Here is a 15,148-nt window from a genome sequence, read left to right as displayed (position 1 = left end):
GTCTCAGTGCGCGTGGCCGCGGTGCCACGCGGGGAACGGATCAACATAGCCTGCCCACTCCATGGGGCCAGCGATCAGCTCGTCGTCGGCGAGTAGAGCCGCGCCGAGCGCGCGGGTGATCTCACTCCCCCGCAACCGTTCGCCCACGAAGACGATCTCCTGACCGCTGATGATGTCGGGCTCGTCGTCGCTCAGCCCTGTCGGGTCGAGGTTCAGGTGCGCTCCGGCGCTCGACCAGGAGCCGACCGCTCCGGCCCGGGAGGCGAGGCGCACGACGCCGCGCGAGCGCCAGATCGTTCCCGCGTGCTCGGGGGTGAGACACACCCGCACGACCTCGTCGAGGCGGCCGGGGTGAAAGGGTCGGGGGTCACGAAACACGACCGAGTCGACCCCGCTGGGAAGGCGCGGTGCGCGGTCGCTGAGGGCGAGCATCCAGCCCTGCTCGGAGGCGAGGTCGTCGACGGGCGGGCGAATGAGGCGCCGAAAGCGGTAGGCGCCGACCGCGGCGGGGCGGTCAACGAGCAGGATGGGCGCGCGGGGATTCAGCGCGTAGGCGAGGTCGGCCGCACGCGCCGGCGCGTCACCCACCACGATCACGGCGGTCGCGAACTCAACGCGATTCGCAATCGCCTGAGCAGAGGTTCCGTCACCCGTGTCGCGCCCGGGGTGCAGGAGCCGGTCGAGCTCGTCGCCGCGCACGACGGCGATCACATCTCGCACGTGGAGGGGGCGCTCACTCGGTTCGCGGGCCGATAGGGCGGCGTGCAGCGCGAAGCCGACGTCGGCGGGGTCGTGCGCATCGTCGATGCCGAGGGCGAGGGTGACGGGTGCGGAGTGCGGCGCCCCGTCGGGCACCGCATCCTCGATACGGGCGACGAGGGCGTCGACGTCAATGCCGGATCCGTCGCCCGTGCGGCACTCGCCGACACGGTCGGCGACGAGCGCGGCAGCCTCGGCGCGCAGGGCGCGGTTCGGCCCGGTGACGAGCGTGACCAAGACGGGCGGGACGGGCATCAAACTCCTCGTGCTAGCTTAGTGATAACGATTATCACTATAGCGAGGAGGCGCGATGAAGGTCCGCAACAGCATCAAGAGCATGAAGAAGATGCCCGGGTCGCAGGTTGTGCGGCGCCGCGGCCGCGTCTTCGTCATCAACAAGCAGAACCCGCGCTTCAAGGCGCGCCAGGGCTAACCCGGCTCGGTGCTCGGCGGATCTCAGCCGCGGAAGGCGACCGGCTCGTCCGTGTAGCGCTGCCAGACCTCGCGCACCGCGGGCGGGATGCGCGTGGGCGCGCCGGTTGCCGCATCCACCAGTACCAGCGTGGTCGCCGCGACCGCGTACGGCGCACGGTCACCGCCCTCGGCGTCGCCGACGACGCGCGGCGGGAGCACCTCGTAGTGCACCTCGAGGCTCGCCCCTCCCATGCGCGCGATCCACAGCGAGACCTCGAGCGGCTCCCGCAGGTGCGGGATCTCGCGACGGTACTCGATGCGCTGCGCCGCGATCACGGTGTGCTGCGCAGCCTGGGGCCCGGACTGGAGGACGGCCGTGGGATGCACGGCGTCCGGTCCCGCCCAGAACGCACTGATGCGCGCCTCCTCCAGCAGAGTCAGGAAGGCGGCGTTGTTGACGTGCCCGTACGCATCCAGATCGCTCCAGCGCACGGGCACGTCGACGCTCACGCGCGACATGCGGTGCCCTCCCTAGTCGCGGGTCAGCTTGCGGTAGGTGACGCGGTGCGGACGCGCAGCGTCGGGGCCGAGTCGCTCGATCTTGTTCGCCTCGTACGCCTCGAAGTTGCCCTCGAACCAGTACCAGTTCGCCGGGTTCTCCTCCGTGCCCTCGTAGGCGAGGATGTGCGTGGCGATGCGGTCGAGGAACCACCGGTCGTGCGTGATCACCACGGCGCAGCCCGGAAACTCGAGCAGGGCGTTCTCGAGCGACTGCAGCGTCTCGACGTCGAGGTCGTTGGTCGGCTCGTCGAGCAGCAACAGGTTGCCGCCCTCCTTGAGGGTGAGGGCGAGGTTCAGGCGGTTGCGCTCACCGCCCGACAAGACGCCGGCCTTCTTCTGCTGGTCGGGGCCCTTGAAGCCGAACTTCGAGACGTACGCGCGCGACGGGATCTCGGTCTTGCCGACCGTGATGATGTCGAGGCCGTCGCTGACGACCTCCCACAGCGTCTTGTTCGGGTCGATGTTGGCGCGCGACTGGTCGACGTAGCTGATCTTCACGGTCTCACCGATCTTCAGCTCGCCACCGTCGAGCTCTTCGAGACCCACGATCGTCTTGAACAGGGTCGTCTTGCCGACGCCGTTCGGACCGATGACACCGACGATGCCGTTCGGCGGCAGGCTAAAAGACAGCCCGTCGATCAGAGTGCGGTCGCCGAAGGACTTCTGGAGCTTCTTCGCCTCGATCACGATCGAGCCGAGACGGGGGCCGGCCGGAATCTGAATCTCTTCGAAGTCGAGCTTGCGCGTCTTCTCGGCCTCGGCCGCCATCTCTTCGTAGCGGGCCAGGCGGGCCTTCGACTTGGCCTGGCGACCCTTCGCGTTGGAGCGCACCCAGTCAAGCTCCTCGGCGAGTCGCTTGGCGAGCTTGGCGTCCTTCTTGCCCTGCACCTCGAGGCGTTCGGCCTTCTTCTCGAGGTAGGTCGAGTAGTTGCCCTCGTAAGGGTAGAGGCGGCCGCGGTCGACCTCGGCGATCCACTGGGCGACGTGGTCGAGGAAGTACCGGTCGTGGGTGATTGCGATCACGGCGCCGGGATACTTCTGCAGGTGCTGCTCAAGCCAGAGCACGCTCTCGGCGTCGAGGTGGTTCGTGGGCTCGTCGAGCAGCAGCAGGTCGGGCTTTTCGAGCAGCAGCTTGCACAGCGCGACGCGGCGCTTCTCACCGCCCGACAGGTGCGTAATCGAGGCGTCTCCCGGCGGGCAGCGCAGAGCATCCATCGCCTGCTCAAGCTGCGAGTCGAGATCCCAGCCGTTGGCGGCGTCGATCGCCTCCTGCAGCACGCCCATCTCGGCGAGCAGCGTGTCGAAGTCGGCGTCGGGGTCGGCCATCGCGGCCGAGATCTCGTTGAAGCGCGTGATCTTGTCGTACAACTCGCGAACGCCGTCCTGCACGTTCTCGAGCACGGTCTTCGACTCATCGAGCTCCGGCTCCTGCATGAGGATGCCGACCGAATAACCGTCGGAGAGGCGGGCCTCGCCGTTCGACGGGGTGTCGAGCCCCGCCATGATCTTCAAGATGGTCGACTTACCGGCCCCGTTGGGGCCCACCATGCCGATCTTCGCTCCGGGGTAAAACGACATCGTGACGTCGTCGAGGATCAGCTTCTCGCCCACCGTCTTGCGGGCGCGCACCATGGTGTAGATGAATTCGGCCATGGGCTTCAGTCTATTGAGGCGTCAGAGCCCACGAGGCACCGGCCGGTGGCGAGCACGGGGGCGACCGCGGTCGTCACCTCGACACCGCGCACCTCGCCGATGATGCACTCGTCCGCAAACCGCACCGCAAAGGAAATGACGTCGGTCGGCAGGCCAAGCGGTGTGCGGTCCGGCGTGACCTCGAGCAGCGCGCGGTCAAACCCGTTTGCCACGAGCACGTCGGCCACCTGCGCCGAGGCCGGCCGCTCGCCGTGAGACTCGGCGAGTTGCTCGACCACGAATTGCGCGAACGGGGCGTTGTCGCTCGCGTCACCCCCGTCGACGAATTCGGGATCGGGCTCGTCGGGCACGGTTCCCGGCGCCGTCGGGTTGACCGTCGCGGTGGGAGCCGGCAGACCGGTTCCCGGAGGGTCGGTGTCGGTGACCGGCGTGCACCCAGCCAGCAGCAGCGGGACGATCATGAGCGCGACGGCGGCACCGCGTGTCGACGGAGACGGGGCACGTCGGGTCATGGAGATCCTTCTGCTCGAACGGACCCGACGAGTCTATGGCCGCAAACCACAGGCCGCTGGATGGTCCACCGGATGAGGAGTGCCGGGAGCGTGCGGGCGTAGAACGGGTCGTATTCGCTATCCGAATGCGCGCGCGCACGGGTTGTTGCAGGGCACTTCCGGCGTCGGCAGACTGTTCTTAGGAACAGCGGACGGGTGATCGGGGGATCACCGGGGGGCCGCAGCCGGTACGGGAATTTTCGACCGTTCGGGTCGGACGAAAGTTCCTGTGATTCATCGGCCGTTCCTGGCCTCTTCGGGTGAGGCCAGGGACGGCCGATTCTCATATGTAGCTGTGTCTCGCGGTACCGTAAGCCGCACAGTGAGCCGCACCGCCCGCAGCGGAAGGACCCAGCCATGGCGATCCCGAACCTTCGCGCCGCGCTCGGCGGTGCGTGGTCGACGCACTGGGCAATCTGGCTGGGCATCCTTCCCGCGTCTGTGCTGTTCGCGGTGTACCGCGAACAGGCACTCGAGCCCGAGCACGCCGGGTTGAGCGTGATTTCCGGCGTGCTGCAGCATCTCGCAATGGGCCTCATCGTGGTGGGCGGAGGCGCCCTTTTGCGGCGGCGGCGCTCCATCCTGCCCATCGCCGCCGTCGCTGCACTGTGGGGTAGCGCCTGCGTTGCGGGCGCTCTGGTCGCGTTCGCGTTCTCGGCACGCTTCTACGGCTCGGCCTCGTCTCCGATCGCTGACACGATCATCGGGCTTGCGCTCATCGCAACGTGGATACCCGTCGCGATCTTCGCGATCGCGCAGCTCGACCAGCGCCGCCTGCTACTTGCCGCTCGCGACATCACGACCGACGCTCTCATCGAGGAACGGGCCGAGGGACGCGTCACGGCCCAGCAGCTGCAGTCGCGTTTGCTTGCCACCGTCACGGCCCAACTCACTCCCGTGCTGGCCGACCTCGAGAACAGCTTGAACGCGGCGCGCGGGGCGATCACCGGCGACACGGCAACGGAACTGGGCGCACGCATCTCGCGGGTGCACGATGAGACAGCAGAACTCGTCGAGCGTGACGGCCCACCGCTGCATTCCGGCGTCCGACCCGAACGGGCCCAGCGGGTCACCTTCCGTCGGGCTTTCGCCTTAAGCACCGCTCCGCCCGCGCGCATCGCCGGCCTGGTAACCCTCGCCGCGCTCGCCGCCGTCGTTCCCGACACCTACCGAGTGTTTGGTCCGGTCGCCGCCGCTCAAGGCGCAATCGCCATCACGAGTTCCGGTGTCCTCTTGGCGGCGCTACCGGCCGCGTTCGCGCGCTGGGCAGCCCGCGGCAAAGGCATGACCCACCTACGTGCGACCATCGTCCTGCAGGTGTTCGCCGTCATCGCCGCCGTCATCATCCTTGACGTCTTGCCGCCAAGCATCTGGGCCGGAGCGCAGTGGCAAGTGCTCCCTATGACGCTGATGGCGCTCGCGCTGGCGCACACGATGTACTCGATCGCCTTCGTCGTCGCGGATGCCAATGCGACCGATGAGAAAGAGCTCCGCAACGCCTCGGCAGAGCTGGACACCCTCCGTGAGCGCAGGGCCGAGCGCTCACGCCACGCGCGCGAGCGCATGGCGCAACTCATCCATGGACCCATCCAAGGACGCCTCGCCGCCTGCGTCATGGCACTCAACTTCCACGCCGAAATCGTTGCGACTGATCCTCCCCGCGCCGAGGTGATGCTCGACTCCGTCATCGAGCATCTGAAGGGCGTGACCGCAGAACTGCGGAAACTCGGGACCTACCCGGAACAGATTTCGCCGCATGAGCGATGACTCGGTGGGACCGGCGCGCTTACACTGACGCCATGGCTGAACCCGACCGGCCCCCGCGCGTGGTCGTCGTCGCTGATGATGACGATCTCGTACGCGCGGTGTTGAGAATGGCTCTCGAGTCTCCGCAGCTCATCGTTCGCGATGCAGCGGACACGGAGTCCCTCGACGAGGCACTCCGTCAGGGCGACGCTGACCTGGTCGTTCTCGACATTTCGATCCCGGGGCCCGGCCTTGCCCACAATATCGGCCTCATTCGTACCGCTTCGCCCGCACCGCGCATCCTCATTCTGAGCGGCGACGCGGCGGTTCCGCAGGCTCAGTCGGGACTCATCGATGACTTCGCCCGAAAACCCATCGAACTCGACGATCTCCGCGAACGGGTCGCGCGACTCCTCAATGACCCACCGGTGACGCCGTGAGCGCCGGCCCGGAGGACCGCGATCTGCTTCGCATTGCGAGCAGCATGGCGCGCTTCGGGGGCTGGTCGGTCGACGCGGCGACCGGTGCACTGGAGCTGAGTGGCGAGGTGCGCGCCATGCTCGGTCTTCCCCTCACGGATGACCTCGACGTGCAACGGGCCACGGAGTTGCACCCGCCCGAGTGGCGCCCGGTCATCAGAGAAAGCCTAGAGCGGTGCACGAGCAGCGGCACGCCCTTCGACCTCGAACTGCCGATCGACACCACCGACGGTGAGCGCCTGACCGTGCGCGTCATCGGCGAGCCCGCATTCGCCGCCGACGGCTCAGTCGCTCGCGCGCACGGCGCCGTGTGGGATATCACCGCGACCGCCTCCCAGCGCGAACGGGCACGGAGTCTGGAGGCCCAGCTCGAAGCAACGCTGAACAGCATCAGCGACGGGATGCTGTTCATCGACTCCGAGGGCCGCTTCACGTTCGTCAACGACAACGGCGCCCGCATCCTGCGACGCCCGGCCGAGGCTCTCATCGGCGTACCGGTGCTGGAGGCGTTCCCGGAGGCGGCAGGCACGAGCTTCGTGGCGGCGCTGGAGCGCACGCTCACGAGCCACGAACGCTCGGTCGTACGCGACACCTACGCGCCGTTTGATGCCGTTTTTGAGGCGACGATCTACCCGACAGACAACGGCGTCGCGGTGTACCTGAAAGACGTCACCGAGGAGGAACAGCTTCGCCTCGAGCGAGAGACCGCATCACGTCGACTGGCCGAGCAGGCAGCGCTCATCGAGGCGGCGAAGGACGCGATGATCGTGCGCGACCTCGAGGGTCGGATCACGTACTGGAACAGGGCGGCCGCTGCCCTCTACGGCTGGTCAGCGGAGGAAGCCATCGGCCGCGAGGAGCGCGACCTGCTGCACGACGATCCCGCCGCTTTTGACGCCGCCGTCGCCCACACCCTCCACGACGACTACTGGAGCGGAGAGCTCGATCAACGCACCCGTTCGGGACGCGCACTCATCGCCGACTGTCGATGGCAGCTGCTGCGCGACAGCACTGGGCAGCCCGCGTCGATCTTCGCGGTTGTCAGCGACATCACGGCCGACAAAAAGGCTGAGGAGGCGCGGTTGCGAGCGCAACGCATGGAAAGCCTGGGAACGCTCGCCGGCGGCATCGCGCACGACCTCAACAACGTTCTGACCCCGATCTTGATGTCGGTACAACTCTTGGAGCACGGGGAAGTCGATGAGCGTCGGCGCCAGATTCTCGCCACGATGGAAGGTGCGGTGAAGCGCGGCGCCGACATGATCCGTCAGGTGTTGTCGTTCGCTCGCGGCGTCGAGGGCCGCCGCGTCGAGGTCGACGTGCGGCGCCTCGTGAGCGATGTGGTGAGCTACGCGCGTGACGTTCTGCCCGACTCGGTGCTCCTCGATGCCGCCGTCGATGACGGGCTCCCCACGACAAGCGGCGATCCCACTCAGCTGCTGCAAATCTTGGTCAACCTGGTCACGAATGCGCGCGACGCGATGCCCGGCGGCGGGACCCTACGCATTCGTGTTTCCGAACTCCTCCTGGAAGACAGCTATTCGTCGGTCAGCCACCTCGCGCTACCCGGCCGCTACGTCGCCATCGATATCGAGGACACGGGACACGGCATGAGTGCCGACGTCGCCGAGAAGATCTTTGAGCCGTTCTTCACCACAAAAGAGATGGGGAAGGGCACGGGGCTCGGGCTCGCCACCTCGCTGGCGATCGTGCGCAGCCACGGTGGATTCATGCAGGTGTACAGCGAGCCGGGCCGTGGAACGCGCTTCACCGTCGGGCTTCCGGTGTCGGAATCACCGCAGACCAGTGCGGCAGTGCCGACGAGGCTCGAGGAGTTGCTGCCCCGCGGCCATGGCGAACGCATTCTCGTCGTCGACGATGAGACGACAATCCTGCAGATCACGTGTCAGGCTCTCGAGCTCAACGGCTACCGCACGCTTCGTGCAACGAACGGTCGCGAGGCGCTCGACGTCATCGCGAGCAGTGCGGACCCCATTGACCTCGTGTTGACCGACATGATGATGCCGGTCATGGATGGTGCCGCTCTGTCTGCACGGCTCGAGGATGAGTACCCGGAGCTGCCCGTCATCGCGGCAAGCGGCCTGAACTCGAACGGCGGCCCCGCGCGATCGGTCGGCATGGGAGTGTCGCGCTTCCTGCCCAAGCCGTACACAACGACGATGTTGCTGACGACCGTGCACGACACCCTTCGAGAGCGCGGCGCGAGCAGTAGGGTGGAGCAATGAGCGCGAATGACGCCCGAGCCTTGCGCGTCGTCGTCGCAGATGATGATGCATTCACGATCTCGCTCGTCTCCGGGGCGCTCGAATCCGCTGGCTACGCCACGAGCACCGCGACCACCGTCGAAGAGGCGTTTCACCTCGTTGCGACGGTGGAGCCTCATGCGCTGATCTCTGACCTGAACTTTGGCACCTCGCGCAACGGTGCCGACCTCCTGTCGAAAGTGGCGCAGGAGTTTCCGTGGGTCGGACTCGTGGTCCTGACCTCGCACCGCTCCCCCGAGCTTGCCGTGCCCAACCCGCAGCTCATTCCTGACACGGTCGTCTACCTCGTGAAATCCAAGCTGGGCGCCATCGATGACCTGCGAGCAGCCGTCGAGCGGGCCATCAGCGGCGCAACGAGTGAGGTCGACGCCACGGTCGACGAGGAGGGCATCCCCGTCGTGACAGCGGCCCAAGCCGATGTGCTTCGAATGCTGGCGGAGGGAGCGTCGACCAAGGCTCTCGCCGATCACCGTGGCACGTCGGTGCGTGCCGTCGAGACGATGCTGCATCGCTTGTTCATCGCTCTCGGAATCGACACGAGCGACGCGGCAAACCCGCGGGTTGCCGCCGTTCGCATGTGGCAGCGCGGCGAGATTCGCGTGCGCTGAGCACGCTGGCTCGCCCCGCGCCGTTCGGGTCAGCGCGGGACGAGCGCGACGTGCGAGCAGCTAGAAGGGCGCAGCGACGTCGGCGTCCGCGCCCACGGGTGCAGACTCGGCGACACCCTCCTCGCGCTGCGGCAGCGTCTGGTCGATGTCGGGTTCTGCCGGGGTCGTCGGCGCGGCCTTCACTGTGCGGGTGAAGGTGGACCGGCCGAACGTCAGATCGTGGCCCACGGTGTCGGCATCGATCTCGATGGTCGTTCCCTTGTTCGTGTCGCTTTGCCAGTCGCGCTGCCGAACACGGCCGGCAACGACGACGCGCTCGCCCTTGCGGACGCTCGACGCCACGTGCATGCCGAGCTGGCGGAATGCCGTGACGGTGTACCAGTTCGTGTCGCCATCGACCCAGGCATTCTGGCCGCGGTCGAACCGTCGCTGGTTCGACGCGAGGCGAAACGAGGTGATGGTGAGCCCGTTTGCGGTCGTAATGTGGCGCGGCTCGGTAGCCACAAGCCCCGTCACGGTGATGGTGTCGGTCATGGTGTCCTCCTCAAGGGTGTGTGAGTGGACGCCGGGCGATTCGTGCCGGGAACGCCCGGCGTCCGCGCACAGTGTCGGCGCGCAGCCCAGAGCGGCGGGGGTGCGGGGCGCGATGTGTCGAACCCGCGACGCGCTCGCCGCGTGGGGAGGAGAGACGCCGGACTGCTCCTAGTGCTCGCGGAACTCGGGACGTTCGGCGCCGGGGCCAAGCGATGCCGTCAACGCGCCCTTCGCCGCATCCAACGAGTCAAACGGACCGCGGAGCTCGTCCTTGCCGGCAATACGGATCGAGAACTCGTCGCCGTGTCGCAGAATCGACCCGACCGTTCCCGCCGAGCCGGTCGCAACCCAGCTCTGGTCGTAGACAGTGTGGTTCGTCATCGGTGCTCCTTACTCGTCACGCAGGGACGTACTCGGTGCACTCATCGACGGTACTCCTCCGGCACCAAGGCCGGTAGGGGTGTCAGCGGGAGCGAAGGTAGGGAGCGTACGACTGACGAACCTTGTTGACCTTCGGAAGTGCGACCGCGAGGCAGTAGCCCTGGCCCGGGTTCTTCGCGAAGAAATCCTGGTGGTACTCCTCGGCGTCGTACCAGTAGCCCAGCGGAGACAGCTCAGTGACGATGCCGCCACCCCAGGTGTCATCGGCGCGCGCGATCGCCGATTCGAACAGCGCGCGCTCCTCGTCGTCGGCATAGAACATCGCCGAGCGGTACTGCGTGCCGATGTCGGCCCCCTGGCGGTTCAGCTGCCGCGGATCATGCAGGGTGAAGAAGACGTCGAGGATGACGTCGGCCGGGATGACCTCGGGATCGAACACCACCTTGACCGCTTCCGCGTGCCCCGTGGTGCCCGTGCACACCTGCTCGTAGCTCGGATTCGGCAGGCTTCCGCCGGTGTAACCGGAGATCACATCGTGGACTCCGTCGAGCACGCGGTAGACGGCATCGAGGCACCAGAAACAGCCCCCGGCGAGGTGGAAGGTACGCATGCGCTCATCGTACGCAGGCAAAGCTAGAGTGACGCCATGAGCTACGTCGCCTCCCCTGACCGCTACGGCCACATCGAGTACGCCCGATGCGGCTCCAGCGGGTTGAAGCTTCCCCGCATTTCGCTCGGGCTCTGGAACAACTTCGGCGACGACCGATCGATCGAAACGCAGCGGGCGATCATCCGCCGCGCGTTTGACCGCGGGGTGACGCACATCGACCTGGCGAACAACTACGGCCCGCCCGCGGGAAGCGCCGAGATCAACTTCGGGCGCATCCTGCGCGAAGATCTGGCACAGCACCGCGACGAGCTCGTCATTTCGACGAAGGCGGGCTACTACATGTGGGAGGGGCCCTACGGCGAATGGGGCTCGCGCAAGTACATGCTGTCGTCGCTCGATCAGAGCCTGACGCGTATGCAGCTCGACTACGTCGACATTTTTTACTCGCACCGCCCCGACCCCGAGACGCCGATTGACGAGACCATGGGAGCGCTTGCGTCGGCCGTGCAGAGCGGCAAGGCGCTCTACGCGGGCATTTCGAACTACTCGGCCGAGCAAACCCGCGAGGCCTACGACGTAGCTCTGGAGCTCGGGCTGCGGCTCGTGATTCACCAGCCGAGGTACAACATGTTCGACCGGTGGGTCGAAGATGGCCTGCTCGATGCCCTCAGCGACACCGGCATGGGATCAATCGTGTTCTCGCCGCTTGCGCAGGGCCTGCTCACCAACCGTTACCTGAACGGCGTTCCGGAGGGGTCGCGCGCGGCGGAGGGCCGCTGGATCACGCCGGACCACATCGACGACACCTACCTCGAACGAGCGCGGGCGTTGCAGCAGATCGCGACCGATCGCGGGCAGAGCCTCGCCCAGCTGGCTTTGCAGTGGGTGCTGCGGCACCCGCAGGTCACGAGCGCACTGATCGGCGCGTCCAGCGTCGCCCAGCTCGACGACAACCTGGATGCGCTGTCGTGCGGGCCGCTCGACGACGAGACCCTCGCCCTCATCGAACCGCACGCGGTTCACGGCACCGGGTCTCGGCGCTAAGTGGGGTACGTCTACGCCCTGATCGCCGCCGTGCTGTTCGGGGCGAACGGCAGTGTCACCAAGCTGACCATGGAGGCGGGGCTGAGCCCGGCCCAGGTCACGCAATTCCGGCTCATTGGCACGGCGCTCATTGCGGGCGCCGTGTTGTTCGCCATCGAGCGGCGCGCCTTCCGCGTTCCTCGGCGGCAGTGGCCCGTGCTCATCGTGCTCGGGGTGGTCGGCGTTGCGCTCTTGCAGGCGACCTACGCGGCGGCGGTGCAACTGCTGCCCGTCGGAATCGCGCTGTTGCTGGAGTACCTCGCCGTGCTGTTCGTCGCGCTCGTCGCCTTCTTCGTCTTCCGCGAACCCGTGAAAGCGCGTTTGTGGGTGGCGATCGGGTTCGTGCTCGTGGGACTCGCCGTCGTGGCACAAATCTGGTCGAGCACCCTGAACGTGCTCGGTGTGGTGCTGGCCCTCGCGGCCGCCGTGTGCCTCGCGACGTACTTCCTCGTCGGTGAGCGGCAGGTCGCGACAACCTCTCCCCTGGCCGTGTCGTTTTGGACAATGTTGATCGCCGCGGTGTTCTGGGGATTCGTGAGCGGCTGGTGGGAGCTGAACCCCGGCGTGTTCGCGACGCCCGTGGCGATCGGCGGCGTGATCGGCGACCTCACGGTGCCAATGATCGTTCCGCTCATGTGGAACGTCGTACTGGGCTCGTTCGCGCCCTTCCTGCTCAGCCTTGCCGCGCTTCGGCACCTGCCAGCCACCGCGGCGGGCATCGTTGCCTCCAGTGAGGTGATCTTCGCCTTCGCCGTTGCGTGGGTGTGGCTCGGCGAAACGCTCGCCGTCGTTCAGGTGCTCGGCGCCGCGATCGTGCTCATCGGCATCGTGCTGGCGCAGACCGCCCGCGTGGGCAAGCGCCCCGTCGTCGATGCCGACCTTGCGCTCGACACCGGACCGATCACGACTATCCACACCCGCGAGGCGTCCCGGGAATGAGCCCGCGGCGGGAGTAGCCTGACGCCCATGCAATGGGGGAACGATCTTCTAACCTGGCTGGCCACCGACGATGGACAGCGCGTGCTGTTCAGCTCGATCGTGCCCGCTGTCGCCATCGTCGTCGCCGGTCTGATCGCCGCGCTCATCGGGCGAGCCGCCTCGAAGCGGGTGATCGCGCAGTACCAGCGCGACGCCCTGACCGCTGCCGTTCAGGGCCTTGTGCACGCTGGCCGCAAGGCCGCCGGGTGGAACGCGATCGGCACGATCGAGCGTGTGCAGGTCGATCACCTGATTGCGGAGGCCGAGACGCGCATCCGTCTGCTGCCGGTTCCGGGTGCCGCGCTTGCCGCCAACTGGTCGGCTCACCAGCTCGAAGATATGAAGCGCAACTCGGCCGGGTTCTCGTTCCAGGCGCAGCAGCTGCTCGCCGAGTATCGCGACCGGCTCATTGCCTGGAACGAGAAGCCGCGACGAGCCAAGAAGCTGTTCGGCGCTGACCTCGAGCGCTGGAAGTACGAAGCCGACCCCGACGAGCAGAAGCTCGTTGCCGAGCAGGTCGAGTGGGAGCGCGGGCACACGCAGGCGGAGCACGAGAAGACCGTCGCCGCGCCCGTGGTTACCCCGGCGCCGATGACGGCGGCGGCGCCGGCCGCGCCCGCCGCGGCTCCCGCCTCGCCGCCGGTCACGCCGGACTCGCCTCCGGCCGAGGCGTCAAACTCTGAGGCCGTGGCGCTTGCCTTCGCTCCTCCGCCCGCGGTGGTTCCCTCGGCTCCGAGCGACGAGGCGCCGGCTCCGAAGCCGGCCTCCACGGTTCGGGAGCGCCAGGAGGGTGACGACCACTCCTAGAGGTCGGCCCCGCTGCCGAGGGCAGACTTCCCGGCGAGCACCCGGTCGTATGCCCGACGCGACCACATCGACACGTGGTGGTGCATCTCGGGGATCAGCGGCTCGTGTTCGGGCTTCATGAGCACGCTGCGCATGATGCGCGCGGTTGGCGCGTCCTCCTCGAGAGTGATTCCGCGCATCCTGAGTTGTTCGGGTTTCACGACGTACGTCGCCAGGTGGGTCTGCTGCGGGCGGGCCGGCGCTGCCGCCATCTCAAAAATGGCGTGCGACACCTCATCGAGCTGACGCATCGTCTCGACCCGCGGCAGGTACGTGATGATGTCGGTTTCTGGTCGCTGGTACGGCCGCAGGATGTCGCTCTCGCTGATGAGGCCATGCCACGCCTGCGCGGCGCGGTAGCCCGGCGCAATGATCGCGCCGAGGCCCGACATGTCGAGCGGGAACACCTTCAGGGTCGCCCACAGCGCTGCCGCGGCGGCGCCGGCGCGCGAGCACTCGAGCTGAATCTCTCCGAAGTGACGCTCGGTCGATGCGAAGTACGTGTAGGGCGATTCGTGGTGGTAGAAGCGCAGAATCGACTGGTCGGGGAACAGCACCGCGCCGCAGCCGTACGGCTGGAGTCCGTGCTTGTGCGGGTCGACCACGACGCTGTCCGCCTGGCCGATCGCCGCGTAGTGGCGGGCCGTCTCGGGGGCGAGTTCTTCCTGCAGGAGCGTGAAGAAACCGCCGTACGCGGCATCGACGTGTACCCGCGCACCGTACTGACGGGCGAGCGGAATGATGTCGGCAAGCGGGTCGACCGCACCCAGCCCCGTGGTGCCCATGGTGGCGACCACGACACCGATCTCGCGGCTGCGGAGCTGCTCTTCGAGGGCATCGAGCGACATGCGGCCGTCCGCGTCGGTCACGATGCTCACCGTGTCGATGCCCAGCACCTCTCCCATGCGCGAGTGGGTGTAGTGCGAGTCGGCGCTGTGTGCGATCGCCGCGCCCGGCCGAATCTCGCGGCACACCCATAGCGCTTCGAGGTTCGCGGTCGTGCCGCTCCACGTGAGGTGCCCCATGTAATCGGCGCCGAGGCCGAACATCGCGGCCAGCTGGTCGAGCACCTCGTGCTCCATCTGGGTTGTGGCGCGGCTCGCGTCGATCGAGTGGTTGTTCGGGTTGATCTGCATCGCCGCGATGTACGCGGCCATCGCCACCGGGTGCGGTGGCTTCAGCATTTGCCCCGCATACTGCGGGTGGAAGTACGGAAAGTCGGCATCGAGCCGGTCGACCAGCTCGCCGAGGACCGACTCAACCTGCACGGGGTCAACGTGCGTTGCGGGGTGCGCCTCCCACGTTCCGTATGTCGCTTTCAGGTCTTCGATTCCCGTGATGACCTGCGGAACCAGCTCGGCCAGTGTCATGGCGCGCTTCGAGGACGACACACCGCACTCCTTCGTGTGGATGAACGGGGTGCGCAACGCCTGATCGGTCGCCACCCCGGGTGGCACGCCCGAGTCTAGCCAGGATCGTTCGGAAGCGTATGAAATCGCGCCCTCGGCAGGAATCGAGCCTGCGACCAAGAGATGAGAAGGCCCACGAGATTCGCGCACGTCGCGCCCTCGGCAGGAATCGAACCTGCGACCAAGAGATGAGAAGGCCCACGAGATTCGCGCACGTCGCGCCCTCGGCAGGAATCGAACCTGCGACCAAG

16 protein-coding genes are annotated in these 15,148 nt (G+C 67.2%); 8 read left to right on the top strand and 8 right to left on the bottom strand.

The genetic code is table 11. From position 1 onward, the window contains the following. Window positions 1-3: 3 nt before the first annotated feature. Window positions 4-1,014, bottom strand: a complete 1,011-nt coding sequence (locus ACK4SC_RS07580) for a GTP-binding protein (protein ID WP_409616761.1) — start codon at window positions 1,012-1,014, stop codon at window positions 4-6. Between the two features lie 55 nt (window positions 1,015-1,069). On the opposite strand from ACK4SC_RS07580, the gene ykgO reads away from it, so the two are divergent. Continuing rightward, on the top strand, window positions 1,070-1,192 hold the full coding sequence (gene ykgO, locus ACK4SC_RS07575) for a type B 50S ribosomal protein L36 (protein WP_096423556.1): 123 nt from the start codon (window positions 1,070-1,072) through the stop codon (window positions 1,190-1,192). Between the two features lie 23 nt (window positions 1,193-1,215). Here the strand turns inward: ykgO and ACK4SC_RS07570 are convergent, their stop codons facing one another. Genes ACK4SC_RS07570 through ACK4SC_RS07560 form a run of 3 tightly spaced genes read right to left on the bottom strand, consistent with a single transcriptional unit; the run spans window position 1,216 to window position 3,899 of the window. Next, window positions 1,216-1,692, bottom strand: coding sequence for an acyl-CoA thioesterase (locus ACK4SC_RS07570; RefSeq protein ID WP_409616759.1), 477 nt, complete (start codon window positions 1,690-1,692; stop codon window positions 1,216-1,218). A gap of 12 nt (window positions 1,693-1,704) precedes the next feature. Next, window positions 1,705-3,387: an energy-dependent translational throttle protein EttA gene (ettA, locus tag ACK4SC_RS07565; RefSeq protein WP_409616757.1), complete on the bottom strand. Its 1,683-nt coding sequence runs from the start codon at window positions 3,385-3,387 to the stop codon at window positions 1,705-1,707. A 5-nt stretch (window positions 3,388-3,392) separates the two neighbouring features. Further along, window positions 3,393-3,899 carry a DUF6993 domain-containing protein gene (locus ACK4SC_RS07560; RefSeq protein ID WP_409616755.1) on the bottom strand — a complete coding sequence of 169 codons (507 nt, stop codon included), beginning with the start codon at window positions 3,897-3,899 and terminating at the stop codon, window positions 3,393-3,395. Between the two features lie 396 nt (window positions 3,900-4,295). Between ACK4SC_RS07560 and ACK4SC_RS07555 the strand changes: the two genes are divergently transcribed. Genes ACK4SC_RS07555 through ACK4SC_RS07540 form a run of 4 tightly spaced genes read left to right on the top strand, consistent with a single transcriptional unit; the run spans window position 4,296 to window position 9,056 of the window. Beyond that, the gene (locus ACK4SC_RS07555) at window positions 4,296-5,705 is read left to right on the top strand and encodes a hypothetical protein (protein WP_409616753.1); all 1,410 of its coding nucleotides are present in this window, start codon (window positions 4,296-4,298) and stop codon (window positions 5,703-5,705) included. A 32-nt stretch (window positions 5,706-5,737) separates the two neighbouring features. After that, a complete protein-coding gene (locus ACK4SC_RS07550; RefSeq protein WP_409616752.1) occupies window positions 5,738-6,124 on the top strand; it encodes a response regulator in 387 nt (128 codons plus the stop codon). Next, complete coding sequence (locus ACK4SC_RS07545) at window positions 6,121-8,409, top strand: PAS domain S-box protein (protein ID WP_409616750.1); 2,289 nt, start codon at window positions 6,121-6,123, stop codon at window positions 8,407-8,409. Before ACK4SC_RS07550 ends, ACK4SC_RS07545 begins: the two co-directional genes overlap by 4 nt. Then, entirely contained in the window at window positions 8,406-9,056 is a 651-nt protein-coding gene (locus ACK4SC_RS07540; RefSeq protein WP_409616748.1) for a response regulator, read from the top strand. Before ACK4SC_RS07545 ends, ACK4SC_RS07540 begins: the two co-directional genes overlap by 4 nt. Window positions 9,057-9,116: 60 nt before the next feature. Here the strand turns inward: ACK4SC_RS07540 and ACK4SC_RS07535 are convergent, their stop codons facing one another. From ACK4SC_RS07535 to msrA, 3 genes are all read right to left on the bottom strand, one after another. Further along, window positions 9,117-9,590, bottom strand: coding sequence for a single-stranded DNA-binding protein (locus ACK4SC_RS07535; RefSeq protein WP_409616746.1), 474 nt, complete (start codon window positions 9,588-9,590; stop codon window positions 9,117-9,119). A 168-nt stretch (window positions 9,591-9,758) separates the two neighbouring features. Beyond that, window positions 9,759-9,971: a methyltransferase gene (locus ACK4SC_RS07530; RefSeq protein ID WP_409616744.1), complete on the bottom strand. Its 213-nt coding sequence runs from the start codon at window positions 9,969-9,971 to the stop codon at window positions 9,759-9,761. 82 nt (window positions 9,972-10,053) lie between these two features. Then, window positions 10,054-10,581 (bottom strand): peptide-methionine (S)-S-oxide reductase MsrA, encoded by a 528-nt coding sequence (gene msrA / locus ACK4SC_RS07525; RefSeq protein ID WP_409616742.1) that lies wholly within the window; start codon window positions 10,579-10,581, stop codon window positions 10,054-10,056. Between the two features lie 36 nt (window positions 10,582-10,617). On the opposite strand from msrA, the gene ACK4SC_RS07520 reads away from it, so the two are divergent. Genes ACK4SC_RS07520 through ACK4SC_RS07510 form a run of 3 tightly spaced genes read left to right on the top strand, consistent with a single transcriptional unit; the run spans window position 10,618 to window position 13,449 of the window. Then, window positions 10,618-11,625 carry an aldo/keto reductase gene (locus ACK4SC_RS07520; RefSeq protein WP_409616741.1) on the top strand — a complete coding sequence of 336 codons (1,008 nt, stop codon included), beginning with the start codon at window positions 10,618-10,620 and terminating at the stop codon, window positions 11,623-11,625. After that, a complete protein-coding gene (locus ACK4SC_RS07515) occupies window positions 11,626-12,603 on the top strand; it encodes a DMT family transporter (protein ID WP_409616739.1) in 978 nt (325 codons plus the stop codon). A gap of 27 nt (window positions 12,604-12,630) precedes the next feature. Continuing rightward, window positions 12,631-13,449: a hypothetical protein gene (locus ACK4SC_RS07510; RefSeq protein ID WP_409616737.1), complete on the top strand. Its 819-nt coding sequence runs from the start codon at window positions 12,631-12,633 to the stop codon at window positions 13,447-13,449. Here the strand turns inward: ACK4SC_RS07510 and ACK4SC_RS07505 are convergent. Next, window positions 13,446-14,879 carry a pyridoxal phosphate-dependent decarboxylase family protein gene (locus ACK4SC_RS07505; RefSeq protein WP_409616735.1) on the bottom strand — a complete coding sequence of 478 codons (1,434 nt, stop codon included), beginning with the start codon at window positions 14,877-14,879 and terminating at the stop codon, window positions 13,446-13,448. The genes ACK4SC_RS07510 and ACK4SC_RS07505 overlap by 4 nt on opposite strands. Between the last annotated feature and the right edge of the window lie 269 nt (window positions 14,880-15,148).

The sequence above is a fragment of the Microcella sp. genome, assembly GCF_046293215.1.
Classification (GTDB): domain Bacteria; phylum Actinomycetota; class Actinomycetes; order Actinomycetales; family Microbacteriaceae; genus Microcella.
The sequence above is the reverse complement of the archived record's forward strand: the minus strand, read 5'-3'. Positions and strand labels throughout refer to the sequence as shown.

Coding starts and splice junctions, on each gene's coding strand:
- ACK4SC_RS07570 (WP_409616759.1), bottom strand. CDS start 1,692: ATGTCGCGCGTGAGCGTCGACGTGCCCGTGCGCTGGAGCGATCTGGAT.
- ettA (WP_409616757.1), bottom strand. CDS start 3,387: ATGGCCGAATTCATCTACACCATGGTGCGCGCCCGCAAGACGGTGGGC.
- ACK4SC_RS07530 (WP_409616744.1), bottom strand. CDS start 9,971: ATGACGAACCACACTGTCTACGACCAGAGCTGGGTTGCGACCGGCTCG.
- ACK4SC_RS07555 (WP_409616753.1), top strand. CDS start 4,296: ATGGCGATCCCGAACCTTCGCGCCGCGCTCGGCGGTGCGTGGTCGACG.
- ACK4SC_RS07535 (WP_409616746.1), bottom strand. CDS start 9,590: ATGACCGACACCATCACCGTGACGGGGCTTGTGGCTACCGAGCCGCGC.
- ACK4SC_RS07560 (WP_409616755.1), bottom strand. CDS start 3,899: ATGACCCGACGTGCCCCGTCTCCGTCGACACGCGGTGCCGCCGTCGCG.
- ACK4SC_RS07520 (WP_409616741.1), top strand. CDS start 10,618: ATGAGCTACGTCGCCTCCCCTGACCGCTACGGCCACATCGAGTACGCC.
- ykgO (WP_096423556.1), top strand. CDS start 1,070: ATGAAGGTCCGCAACAGCATCAAGAGCATGAAGAAGATGCCCGGGTCG.
- ACK4SC_RS07550 (WP_409616752.1), top strand. CDS start 5,738: ATGGCTGAACCCGACCGGCCCCCGCGCGTGGTCGTCGTCGCTGATGAT.
- msrA (WP_409616742.1), bottom strand. CDS start 10,581: ATGCGTACCTTCCACCTCGCCGGGGGCTGTTTCTGGTGCCTCGATGCC.
- ACK4SC_RS07580 (WP_409616761.1), bottom strand. CDS start 1,014: ATGCCCGTCCCGCCCGTCTTGGTCACGCTCGTCACCGGGCCGAACCGC.
- ACK4SC_RS07540 (WP_409616748.1), top strand. CDS start 8,406: ATGAGCGCGAATGACGCCCGAGCCTTGCGCGTCGTCGTCGCAGATGAT.
- ACK4SC_RS07510 (WP_409616737.1), top strand. CDS start 12,631: ATGCAATGGGGGAACGATCTTCTAACCTGGCTGGCCACCGACGATGGA.